Raw genomic sequence first — 11,924 nt, forward strand, 5'->3', positions numbered from 1 at the left:
GTGGCTCAGGCCTTTTCCAGCTCGAAGGCATCATGCAGCGCCTGAACCGCAAGTTCCATGTATTTCCGGTCGATAAGCACCGAAATCTTGATTTCCGAGGTGGAGATCACCTTGATGTTCACGCCATGCGCCGACAGCGCATCGAACATCTTCGCCGCCACGCCTGCATGGCTCCGCATCCCGATACCGACGACGGAAACCTTGGCTACCTCGTCGTCGATGATGAGTTCGTCGTAGTTGATGAGGCTGCTCGTCTGGGCATCCTCCATCGCCTTGCGCGCCCGGGCGACCTGGTTCACCGGGACGGAAAAGGTCATGTCGGTGACCGCGCCCGGATGCGCCTCATCGTAGTCCTTTTCGGAGATGTTCTGAACGATCATGTCCACATTCACGCCCGCATCCGCCAGCGGGCCGAAGATCGCCGCGGCGATGCCGGGGCGGTCCTCGATGGTGAAGAGGGTGATCTTGGCTTCGTCGCGGCTGTAGGCCACGCCAGAGACGACTTGCGATTCCATGATATCCTCCTCGTCGCAGACCAGGGTGCCGGAGTTTTCGTCAGTATCCTCGAAGCTGGAGAGCACCCGCAGCTTCACCTTGTAGCGCATCGCCAGTTCGACCGAACGGGTCTGGAGCACCTTCGCGCCGAGCGAGGCGAGTTCCAGCATCTCCTCGAACGCGATCCTGTCGAGCTTGCGCGCCTTGGACGTGATCCGCGGGTCGGTCGTGTAGATCCCGTCCACATCGGTGTAGATGTCGCAGCGCTCCGCGTCGAAGGCCGCGGCAAAGGCAACGGCCGTCGTGTCGGACCCACCCCGTCCCAGCGTGGTGATCCGGCCTTCGGGCGACAGCCCCTGGAAGCCCGCGACCACGGCGACCTTCATGCCTTCGGCGAATTTCTGATCGATGTTGCGGCGCGGAATATCCACGAACCTTGCGGCGGAATGGGCGGAGGTCGTGTTGATCGGCACCTGCCAGCCCTGCCAGGAGCGCGCCGGAACGTCCATCTCCTGAAGCGTCAGCGCCATCAGGCCCGCCGTCACGTTTTCGCCCGAGGAGACGACGGCATCATATTCACGCGCGTCGAACAATGGAGAGGTCTGCTCCACCCAGCCGACCAGCTCATTGGTCTTGCCCGACATGGCGGAGACGATGACGATCACGTCATAGCCCCGCTCCACTTCGCGCTTGACCTTTTCGGCGGCATTCCTGATCCGCGCGAGATCCGCGACCGAGGTTCCCCCGAATTTCATCACCAGAAGCGGCATCCTGCCCCCCGTTCGTCTTCCCGCGCCCGTCAGCCGGGGGTCATAAGTGAGCGGCGGAGCAAGGGCAAGGGACCATTGGGGGGAGGGGCGCTCGCAGCCATCCACCTTTCCACGGGTGGTTGAGATCGCCGCGCCTGTCTTTCTCCGGCATTTTCCCCAGAGTGACTTCGTCCGGCGCGGTGCAGGGCCTCGGGGCCATCAGCGCGGTACTCCCGTGTCCGATGGTCAACGGCGAGGGCAGCGGTCCCTGCGGTTATGGCCGTGATCGCCTATTCTGCTCCGGGGATGCGAACAGTCCGGCATGCGACGGCGGGTCGATGACATATCCGATGTCGCGCCTGGACTCGGAATAGCAGGTCGTGGTGCTCCCCGGCTTTGCTCCGGCAGCTTCGGACCGGCGTCAGTTGGCCTGATGCCTCGGCGGGAAGGGTGGCGGGCGCTCCGGGGTCGGCCGATGACCTACTTGATGGACGGCGCCCCTGCGGCCCCGACGCAGGTTGCCGTTCCCGTGGGTCTTGCTCCGCTGGCCTCTACGTCAGTTGGCCTTGCGCGTAGGCAGGAAAGGCAAGGGAGCCACGGGCACACCGTCTTCGATCAGGCTGCGCGCCTCTTCGGCCCGCGCCTCACCGTAGATCGCGCGATCCGGCGCATCGCCCGCGTGGATGGCACGTGCTTCGCTCGCAAAATTCATGCCGACGTATTCGGAGTTCTCCTCCAGATGCCGCCGAACCTCTGCCAGAAGTTTCTCCTGCTCCGTCCGTGGGGTGAGGGGGCGGGTCTCTTGCTCCGTCGGTTTCACGGCGGGGGCCATCAACGCTTTGCCGATCTTCGACGACCCACAACTTGGGCAGGCGAGCTGCCCCGCCTTTTCAAGCGCATCGAAGGCTCCGGCCGACTGGAACCAGCTTTCAAAAGCGTGGTCCCGGTCGCATTTCAGCGTGTAGCGGATCATGGGGTCATTCCGTCTTGAACCCGTCACACCTATGGATTCCAGCGGCGGAATCAAGCCATCTCACGGTGGTGGAAGCCCACCCGAGAGAATCGTGGCGAAGCGGTCGCTATCCACACTCCCGCCAGACAACACCACTCCTACGCGGTGTCCTGCCATCCGCTCGCGCTCCGCAAACAACGCGGCCAGCGGCGCGGCGCCCGCCCCCTCGGCAACGGAATGGATCGTGCGGAAGTAAAGCCGCATCGCATGCGCGATTTCGTCATCCGTCACGGAAACGAGCCTCTCCGCTCCTTCCGCGATGATGGCCAGCGCCTCGGGAACGGGAACCCGCACCGCAAGTCCGTCGGCGATCGTCTCTGCCCGAGCGGTTGCCACCGGCCTTCCGGCATCCAGCGAAAGTTTTACCGTGGGTGCGCCCGCCGCGACCACGCCGACGATCCGCGTGCCGAGGCCGAGCGCATCCCGCGCCGCGATCATCCCGGCGATGCCTGAGCCTGCGCCGATGGGAACATAGACGGTGTGCAGGTCGGGGCAGGCCGTCAGCAGCTCAAGCCCCGCCGTGGCCACGCCGCGCACCAGCTCCCTGTGAAAGGGCGGCACGACCGCCAACCCGTCGCGCGCGGCCACGCGATAGGCTTCCTCCCGCGCCTCGTCAAAATCCCGTCCGAACTCCACCACTTCCGCGCCATAGGCCCGCATGGCAGCATTCTTTTCGTGTGAATTGCCGTGTGGGACGTAGATCAGCGCCCGTAGGCCGGCCGCTGTCGCGGCACGGGCCTGACTTTGGCCATGGTTTCCACGCGTGGCTGTGCAAAGACCCGGCACGGTGGGTTGGGTGCGGCGCAACCAATCCACGTAAGTGATGCCGCCCCTGACCTTGAAGGCGCCGGTCGGCAGGTGGTTTTCATGCTTGACCACGACCTCTACGCCGGTCGCTTGCGACAGAAGGGGCCAGCCGATCTGTGCTGTGGGAGAAAGCTGACGATGCACAAGGGCCGCGGCTTCCACCAGTTCTTCGCGGGTGAAGCGTTCAGACATCCGTGGCTTTTTCCTCCCGCTGCCTTTCCCCGAAGATCGCGGGAGCGCCGCCCCGCGTCAAGACAAGCTGGGCGGATAGTGCGGTGATCCCCCCTGTCGTGAGCGATCCAAGGGCAGTGTCCTGCCAGCGAGGGAGAACCCGAACGCTCTCCGTTATCAGACGTTGTCACCCGGATGCCGCCGTGGACGAACGGGAGCCCAGGGGCTCTCCGTCGCCAAACATAGTCGTAGCCCTAGTCCCCCCGGCGTGGACCCTTCGGCCCGCGGGGGCGGCTGCCGGGGCCACTGCGATCAGGCCCGCCGCGCTCTCCCCGATCCGGGCCGCCGCGCGAGGGGCGCGGGCCTTTGTCGGAGCGGCTTTCACCCGAAGCGGCGCGGCCCTTGCCGAACCCCCGCTCCCCGTCGCCACTCCGCCCGCCGCTGCCGCCGCCGCTGCTGCCACGGCTTCCGCCGAAGCCGCCGGACCGTTCGCCGTCGCCCTTGCCGAAGTTCCGGTTGCCGGACTTTTCTGAGTTGCTCTTGCCGAACCCTGAGCGCTGCCCACGCTCATTCTCGGAGCCCGCGCGAGAAGACGTCTTGCCGAAGCCGGACCGGGGGCCGCGTTCGCCGCGCTCGTCACCCGAGCCGCTACGCGGGCCAAAGCCCTTGCCTGCCGGTTTCGGGCCGCCTGCGCGGGGCCTGTCGGAATCCTCGCGGCGCCCTTCGAAGCGTGGCTTGCCGCTTCGCCCACCTTCGGCGGACCCGAACCGTCCACCTTCCGCGGACCGCGGCCGGTCCGCAGCTTCGTCGTTCCGGCTGTGGCTGCGGAAGCCTTCCGCACGGGGCTTCGCGCCGAATTTGCTGCCACGCTCGCCCGTGCCTCTGGCGTCGTCACGCGAGAAGCCGCCGCTCCGGGGTTTGCGGTCGTCGCCCTGCGGGCGCGGCCTGTCACCCCCCTCGCGGCGCGGCCTGCCCTCATCGCGGGGAAAATCGCGGGAGGCCCCTCGATCGTCGCGCGATGCATCGCGATGGCTGCGGAAACCTTCGGAGCGAGGTTTGCCCTCACCGCCATGGCTCCGGAAGCCTTCGGACCGCGGTTTGCGCGGCGTGTCGGAGGCGAAGCCACGATCCGCCGAGGCATTGGCGCGCGGCTTGCGCGGCTTGTCCTCACCCCAGGCGGACCGGGCGGGCTTGGGCGCATCGCTGCGGAGCGGGCGCGGCGGCGCGTCGGTCACGTTCCGCTCGCGCGGCTTGCCGCCTTCGCCTCGCTGGGGGCGAACGTTTTCCGAGCGGAGCGGCATCGGCTTCGTCACGCGGAGCGACCGCGAAGGGTCTGTCGCGCCCGTCATGTCCCGCGGCCCGGAGGAGAGCTTGCGCGGCTTGCCGGGAGAGCTTTCCTTCTCCGCCTTCGTGCCGAGCCTGCGAGTGATGGCGACGGTCTGTTCCGGCTCCGGCTTCAGGCCGAGCTGGTCGCGAAGAACGCGCGAGCGGACCTCCCGCACTTCCCCAGGTTCCAGATCCTCAAGCTTGAAGGGGCCGTAGCTCACCCGGATGAGCCGGTTCACGGCAAGGCCCACCGCCTCCATCGCGCGGCGGATTTCGCGGTTCTTGCCCTCCCGCAGCCCGACGGTCAGCCAGGCGTTCGCCCCCTGCTGACGGTCCAGCACGACCTGCATCGGCTGAAACCGCTCGCCCTCGATCTCGATACCCTTGCGGAGCGGGTCCAGCACGCTGTCCTCCGGCCGGCCGTTCACCCGCACGCGGTAGCGGCGCAGCCAGCCAGTCGAGGGCAGTTCAAGCCGCCGCTTGATCTCACCGTCGTTGGTGAGCAGCAGCAGACCCTCGGAATTGAGGTCGAGGCGCCCGACGGAGAGCACACGCGGCAGCTCCTCCGGCAGGTTCTCGAAAACCGTCTCACGGCCCTTTTCGTCCCGCTCGGTGGTGACGAGCCCGATGGGCTTGTAATAGAGCCACAGCCGCGGCGGCTCGGCGGCGGGCAGGGGGCGACCTTCCACCGCGATCCGGTCTTTCGGCGTGACGTCGAGCGCGGGCGAATCTATCACCCGCCCGTTCACCGTTACGGCTCCGGCGGCGATCAGCCGCTCTGCGTCCCGGCGGGAGGCGATCCCCGCCCGCGCCAGAACCTTGGCGATGCGCTCGCCCGTCTTTTGTTCCTGTGTCATCGCGTCGCCTTACATCCAAAGCTGCGTCAGCGGAAGCGGGCTTGCACCGTCGCACGAAAGGTTTCACCTAGGGACATGTCTCCGTTCCTCAGCCATATGGATATAGCTCTCGCCGAAGCAGAGGCAGCAGCCCTCAGGGGCGAGGTGCCCGTGGGTGCCGTGCTGATCGATCCGGGAGGGCGGATCGTCGCCCGCGCGGGCAACCGGACACGTGAACTCGCCGATCCCACGGGCCATGCGGAGATACTCGCCATCCGATCAGCCTGCGCGGCGCTTGGCTCCGAACGGCTGCCGGGACATGACCTTTATGTCACCCTGGAGCCGTGCCCGATGTGTGCCTCCGCCATTTCGCAGGCCCGGATCGCGCGGCTCTACTACGGGGCCGGCGATCCCAAGTCAGGCGGTGTTGCGCAAGGGCCGCGCATCTTTGCTCACTCCCAGAGCCACCATGTGCCCGAAGTCTATGACGGCATAGGAGCGGCGGCGGCGGAGCGGCTTCTGAAGGAATTCTTCCGCCTCCGGCGCGACTGATATCAGACGTTCTTCAGGCCGAGCGCTATCATGATGTAGCTCAGTCCAGAAGCGATCAGGTCGACGGCGAGAAACAGCCCCAAAACCCAGACGCTGTTGCCGGGCCACCCCATGAGGATCAGGATTCCGGCCAGTATCGTGATGATGCCGCCGAACAGCAGCCATCCCCAGCCGGGCATCGGCCGGTCCTTGATCCCGATGTAGGCGCGTACCGCCCCGGCGGCGAGCAGGAACGCCCCGAGCGTCAGCGTCAGTGCCGCAGTAGCGGTGAGGGGCTGAGAAAAGGCGAAATAGCCTGCGATCCCGTAAAGGACGGCGGCGAGAATTGCGAAAACCTTGCTGCCCCATCCTTCAACGGAGAAGGCCATTACCACCTGTGCCACGGCGGCGATGATCATCAGGATGCCGACCCAGTAGGTGGAAGCGATAGAAGCCACGAAAAGGTTTCCTGCGGCGATGATCCCGAAAACGAGCACGAGAATCCCGAGCGCAAGGAACCAACCCCAGCTGCGGCGGATGTTGTCGTAGAAGTCAGTCCGGGAAGAATACGTCATAATTGCCACCGTTCCAGATCTAAGACAGGCATCAACTAAGCGGGGTGTGGGTCTAATCAAGTGTTCGCGCGGCCCGCTTGCGGCGGGCCATCGCCGCTTCTAGACTTTCGGGTGGGAAAGGTGCTCCGCGGCAACACGGATGTGCCTGGGAGACATAGGGAGAGAATCCATGCAGACCCATCAGGAGGCGACGGACGCCTTCGACTACGACACTCTGGTGCGAGAGACATTGTCCGGGACGCTGGAGGCCATGAATGCCTGCGTGGAATGCTGCGACAGACATGCGCTCCCCGGGAGGATCGCGCTGTTCTATGAGGGGCGGGACGGGACCGCTTCCACCCATACTTTTGCGGAGCTGCGCAAGCAGGCGGCGCGCTTTGCGGGTTTTCTTAAGGCGCAGGGCGTGCAGCCGGGGGACAGGATAGCCTGCCTTCTGCCCCGTACGCCCGAACTGCTTGTCGTGCTGCTGGGAGCGTGGCGGGCGGGCGCGGTCTATGTGCCGCTGTTCACCGCCTTCGGCTCCAAGGCGATCGAGCATCGGCTGGCCACTTCCGAGGCGAAGCTGATCGTGACGGACCCGACCAATCGGCACAAGCTGGAGGGCGTTGAACGGTTGCCCCCCGTGGTGACGGTGGGCGGGCCCCGGGGAGAGGGGATCCGACGGGGCGATTACAGCTTCTGGGCGGAGATGGCGCTTCAGCCCGATACCTTCGCGCCGGTCATGCGGACGGGCGACGATCCCTTCCTGATGATGTTCACCTCTGGCACCACCGGGCTTGCGAAGGCGCTCTTCGTGCCGCTGAAGGCGCTCGTGCCCTTTACGCAGTACATGCGGCTGGCCATCGGATTGGAAGACAGCGATTCCTTCTGGAACGTCGCGGATCCCGGATGGGCCTACGGGCTTTACTACGCTCTCTCCGGCCCGCTCTGCATGGGCCACCCGACGACCTTTTATGAGGGAGGGTTCACGGTGGAGAGCACCATCGGCGTGATAGAGCGGCGGGAGGTGGATGTGCTTGCAGGCTCTCCCACCGCCTACCGCATGCTTCTCGCTGCGCGGGACCGTGTCGGTCCGGCGCTGAAGGGCAAGGTCCGCGCCATCTCGAGCGCGGGTGAGCCGCTGACGCCCGAGGTCATCCGATGGTGCGCGAGCGAGCTGGAGACGGTCATCCATGACCACTACGGGCAGACCGAGCTTGGCATGGTGCTCTGCAATTTCCACGGGCTGTCGCATGACGTGCGGCTTGGCTCGGCGGGTTTCGCAATGCCGGGTCACCGGCTTGTTGTTGTGAATCCTGAGACGCTGGAAGAGTTGGGGGTCGGGCAGCCGGGAATTCTGGCGATGGACCGCGACGCCTCGCCGATGTTCTGGTTCGGCGGCTATCACCAGCAGGAAACCAAGGCGTTCAAGGGCAAGTATTACCTGACGGGTGATACGGTCGAACTGAACGAGGACGGCACGATCAGTTTCGTGGGCCGCGCGGATGATGTCATCACCACCTCCGGCTACCGTGTGGGGCCGTTCGATGTGGAAAGCGCGCTGATCGAGCATCCCTCCGTGGTGGAAGCCGCCGTGGTGGGCAAGCCCGACCCGGAGCGGACGGAACTCATCAAGGCGTTCGTCGTCCTCAGCCCGAAGTTCGAGGCGAGCCGCGCGCTGGCTGAGGAACTTCAGCAGCATGTGCGCAAACGGCTGTCCGCCCATGCCTTCCCGCGGGAGATCGAGTTCGTGGACGATCTCCCCAAGACGCCGAGCGGGAAGATCCAGCGCTTCCTCCTGCGCAAGCAGGAAGTGGAGCGGGCGACGACCGCCGTCGCCTGAAGGCACGGATGCAGGGGGCGCCGGTCCGACCGGCGCCAACCCACCAGGCTGCCGAAGCGCGAGGCGCAGAAAAAGGCCGGGCTTTTGAGCAGGCCGCGGAAAAGTCTGGTTCGCGCCCGTGCAAGGCCGGGAAAGCCGGTCTTGGGGGGCGGGAGCTCCCGGATTTGCGGCCCGCTTGGGTGGGCCTTTGCGAGGTCAGCGGAAAGCCACTTCATCAGTCTGTTGGCGTGGCCTGTGCCGGTCTGCCCCTTGGGTTCCTGGCGTCCAGAAAACGGTGCGACAGGTGAAAGCTCCGCCAGCTCCCTCGCATGGGTAACCGCGCTGGCTGGCCGTGGCGGATGGCCCCGCCCGATCAGCGGCCACTGCAAAACCCATGACCGTCGCGATGCGGGGCCATTTCACGGAAGCGAACACAGCACCAAAGCGCAAGGTGGCCTTGGCCGCGGGCGTCGCAAGGGACGGGAAGTCCGCCAACCCGGCCTGGTGCGAGACGACGAAGCGACAGCGGGACAAAGCACGGAAGCACGAAGCCACCGACGCACGAAGTCACCGAGGGACAATCACCGAGGGACAAAGCCACCGGGGTGGCGAAACGCTGGGAGGCGAAGCCATCCCATGACGAAGTCGCCGGGCAGCGAAGCCGACGCCCCGAGTGATGAAGCTACTGAGGCAAGGAACGGGCGGTGGCGCACCGAATGACAAAGCACCGATAAACGAAGCGCTGGGCGGTGGAGCGGTCAGGCCACCTCTTCCAGCCGCTCCTTGGACATGCCGCCCGGAACGATGGTGATCGGGATTGGAAGGGAGCCGGAACTGCGGGACATCTGCGTGACGAGCGGGCCGGGATCGGCGCTTTCCGCCCCCGCGCCCAGAACGAGGATGCCGATTTCCGGGTCCGCTTTCACCTGCGCGAGGATCTCCGTCACTGCCTCACCCTCACGAATGACGAGTTCGGGATCCACGCCGTGCTTGTCGCGCATCCATTTGGCGAAAACCTCGAAATGCGCCTCTATGCGGTCGCGCGCTTCCTGCCGCATGATGTCAGCCACACCCATCCAGTGCTGGAACTCCTCCGGCGGAATGATGGAGATGACCTGCACGCCGCCTCCGGTATGGGCCGCGCGGAGCGTGGCGAACCGCATGGCGTTGAGGCATTCCTTGGTGTCATCCAGCACCACCAGAAACTTTCGCATTCCCGATCCCTTCTGAGAGCCGTTCGATGATGTCAAAGCCGGGCGTCCGCCGCAACCGTCAAGCCAGTGCGCGGAGGGCCGCCCGCCCCAGACGCCCCGCTATCCATAATGCAAGCTGCAGGATGAGCGCATATATCAGCGCCATTGCCGCCAGAACCCTGTCAGCCAGCCGGACCGTCAGCCGCAACGCGCGGGATTTTCCCAGCACCTCCACCAAACCCCGCGTGCGGGGGCCAGCCGCGTCGGACAGGCGCGCGATCCGCGCCGCATCCTCTGCAGTGTCGATATGGCGAAGAAGATGCAGCGTCGGCGCTACCCCTGCGTTTCCGCCCAGCCGCAGCAGGTCCGCCGTCACGTCTGTGGAGCGGGCGACCCGCGCCCCGCTGCCCAGTGACATGCGGGCGCTCTCCATCAGCGCGCGGGCAAGGCCGGGCGTCACTCTCCCCAGCCTATGTGCAAGCCGGAGCGTCGTTGCACCGGCCTTGACGACAAGACCGCCTCCGCCCGTGCCCAGCGCAGCCCCCGTCGCCCCAAGCCCGACGATCGCCAGACCCGTCTCCAGCCGGTCGAGCGGTTGGCCGGAAAGATATGCCTCGCCTCCCCGCCGGAGGGCGTTCAGATCACCCAGCGGCGTCATCTCCACCGGCAGGGCACAGATCGCGAGCAGTTCGATGCTCGGGCAACGGGCCGCGTCATAGGCGCAGACCGCGCACTCCGAGAGCCGCGCGAAACCGCCCTCCCGCGCGGCGCGGAAGGCGGCGAGCTCCTCCCCAAGCGGCGGGGGCAGGGGGATGTCGTGGTCTTGCGCAAGAGCGGCATAGAAGGAAACGGCGTCCTCATCTCCCGCCCGTATCGCATCGCCGAGTCGTGGGAAGAGCCAGTCCGCCGTGACGGCGCGGGCCATGGCGCGATCCGCCGCGCGGGCGATCTCCGCCGTCGAACGCTCCACGAAGGGTGCGGTAAAGGGAGCGTCGCGGAGCACGAGGATCGTGCTCCCGAGCGTCGCCACCACAATGCCCGCAGAGAGCATCGCGGCAAGCCGGCGGCGGAACCGCCGGCCGGAGGGTTCAGGCCGCTGCTGCGGTCGAATGGGCCCAGTCCCAGTAGATGTCACGCATCCGGCGGGTCATCGCGTCGGTCTTGTAGGTCGTGTCCTCAAATGCGGAGACGCGGGTGATCTTGGAGAAGTTGCCCGACAGGAAGACCTCATCTGCCTTGCGGAAATCGTCGAGCGTCAGGATGGCTTCATGCACGGTGAGACCCGCTGCACGGGCATTGGCGATGTGACGGGCGCGGGTGATGCCGGAAAGGAACGTACCGTTGGCGATCGGGGTGAACAGCTCGCCATCCCGCACCATGAACACGTTGGCCGTCGCGGTTTCGGCCACATTCCCGAGCGCGTCCTGCACCAGCGCATTGCCAAAGCCCTTGGCCTGAGCCTCCACCAGCATCCGCGCGTTATTCGGATAGAGACAACCCGCCTTCGCGTTGGTCACGTTGTCGGCCAGCACCGGGCGCCGGAAGGAGGTCGTGGTCAGCGTGGTGGAGGAGGTGATCGGCGGCATGGCCACTTCCTCAAGGCTGATGGCGAAGCCGGTTTCGCCCTTCAGCGGGGCGACGCCCAGCTCGCTGCCGTGGATCGCCCAGTACATCGGCCGGATATAGACAGCGGCATTCGGCCCATAGGACTTCAGCCCGTCGAGCACGATGTCCACCATCTCGCCCGCATCGACGTTCGGCGTGATCATCAGCGCCTCGGCGGAACGGTTCAGTCGGGCGCAGTGGGTGTCCAGGTCGGGCGTGATTCCTTCGAACAGGCGGGCGCCGTCGAACACGCTCGACCCCTGCCACATGCCGTGATCGGCGGCACGCATCACCGGAATGTCGCCGTCATGCCAGGTGCCGTTGAAATAAGTGCGGATATTGGTTCCGAATGCCATGGCAAGCTCCTTCAGTCGCAATGGGTAAAGCACTTTGGTCCGCCGGGGTCCAGAGCGACGCTGGGTGTCAAGCCGTGTATCGAAGGGGGAGCTTGCACGCTTCCGTGATATGACTGGCATGGGGCACAAACCCGCAGGTCCGTATCGGATGGATCGTCCAGGCCACCCCTTCCGTTCGTCTCAAACGGTCGCCGACGGACTCCCTTCGCTTCGGTAAGTCCGGCTATTGCCAACATGCCGATCGGACGGAGAGGGTACGTCCACGACCCCTTCTGTCTGTACTATCCTATAGGGATGAAGTTCCGCACAATCCTGACACAGTGCAAGGGCACATTCAAGGCTGCGGAGTGTGTGTCGCCACATAACCTGTTGATTTTAACAGGTATTTATGGCTCCGGCGGTAGGGATCGAACCTACGACCAATTGATTAACAGTCAACTGCTCTACCGCTGAGCTACGCCGGAACA

At 65.7% G+C, this 11,924-nt stretch carries 10 protein-coding genes and 1 tRNA gene; 2 read left to right on the forward strand and 9 right to left on the reverse strand.

Translation table 11 applies throughout. The annotated features are described in order from the left end of the window. Positions 1-5: 5 nt before the first annotated feature. From CG51_RS07840 to CG51_RS07855, 4 genes are all read right to left on the reverse strand, one after another. Positions 6-1,265 (reverse strand): aspartate kinase, encoded by a 1,260-nt coding sequence (locus tag CG51_RS07840; RefSeq protein ID WP_035743686.1) that lies wholly within the window; start codon positions 1,263-1,265, stop codon positions 6-8. 535 nt (positions 1,266-1,800) lie between these two features. Then, positions 1,801-2,217, reverse strand: a complete 417-nt coding sequence (locus CG51_RS07845) for a DUF1178 family protein (protein WP_035743687.1) — start codon at positions 2,215-2,217, stop codon at positions 1,801-1,803. 60 nt (positions 2,218-2,277) lie between these two features. After that, positions 2,278-3,255, reverse strand: coding sequence for a threonine dehydratase (locus tag CG51_RS07850; RefSeq protein ID WP_035743688.1), 978 nt, complete (start codon positions 3,253-3,255; stop codon positions 2,278-2,280). 233 nt (positions 3,256-3,488) lie between these two features. Next, a complete protein-coding gene (locus CG51_RS07855; RefSeq protein ID WP_084695094.1) occupies positions 3,489-5,417 on the reverse strand; it encodes a pseudouridine synthase in 1,929 nt (642 codons plus the stop codon). A 75-nt stretch (positions 5,418-5,492) separates the two neighbouring features. Between CG51_RS07855 and CG51_RS07860 the strand changes: the two genes are divergently transcribed. Further along, the gene (locus CG51_RS07860) at positions 5,493-5,948 is read left to right on the forward strand and encodes a nucleoside deaminase (RefSeq protein ID WP_035743690.1); all 456 of its coding nucleotides are present in this window, start codon (positions 5,493-5,495) and stop codon (positions 5,946-5,948) included. 2 nt (positions 5,949-5,950) lie between these two features. On the opposite strand, the gene CG51_RS07865 is transcribed toward CG51_RS07860, so the two are convergent. After that, the gene (locus tag CG51_RS07865) at positions 5,951-6,502 is read right to left on the reverse strand and encodes an HdeD family acid-resistance protein (protein ID WP_051930237.1); all 552 of its coding nucleotides are present in this window, start codon (positions 6,500-6,502) and stop codon (positions 5,951-5,953) included. Between the two features lie 169 nt (positions 6,503-6,671). On the opposite strand from CG51_RS07865, the gene CG51_RS07870 reads away from it, so the two are divergent. Beyond that, the gene (locus CG51_RS07870) at positions 6,672-8,324 is read left to right on the forward strand and encodes an AMP-binding protein (protein WP_035743693.1); all 1,653 of its coding nucleotides are present in this window, start codon (positions 6,672-6,674) and stop codon (positions 8,322-8,324) included. A 737-nt stretch (positions 8,325-9,061) separates the two neighbouring features. On the opposite strand, the gene CG51_RS07875 is transcribed toward CG51_RS07870, so the two are convergent. The 4 genes from CG51_RS07875 to CG51_RS07890 form a co-directional block, all read right to left on the reverse strand. Further along, positions 9,062-9,517: a universal stress protein gene (locus CG51_RS07875; RefSeq protein WP_035743694.1), complete on the reverse strand. Its 456-nt coding sequence runs from the start codon at positions 9,515-9,517 to the stop codon at positions 9,062-9,064. A gap of 58 nt (positions 9,518-9,575) precedes the next feature. Then, positions 9,576-10,526 (reverse strand): hypothetical protein, encoded by a 951-nt coding sequence (locus CG51_RS07880; protein WP_143412914.1) that lies wholly within the window; start codon positions 10,524-10,526, stop codon positions 9,576-9,578. A 58-nt stretch (positions 10,527-10,584) separates the two neighbouring features. Beyond that, positions 10,585-11,457, reverse strand: coding sequence for a branched-chain amino acid aminotransferase (locus tag CG51_RS07885; RefSeq protein ID WP_035743698.1), 873 nt, complete (start codon positions 11,455-11,457; stop codon positions 10,585-10,587). 389 nt (positions 11,458-11,846) lie between these two features. Beyond that, a tRNA-Asn gene (locus tag CG51_RS07890) sits at positions 11,847-11,921 on the reverse strand. Positions 11,922-11,924 lie beyond the last annotated feature (3 nt).

This window comes from Haematobacter missouriensis (genome assembly GCF_000740775.1).
Taxonomy (GTDB): domain Bacteria; phylum Pseudomonadota; class Alphaproteobacteria; order Rhodobacterales; family Rhodobacteraceae; genus Haematobacter; species Haematobacter missouriensis.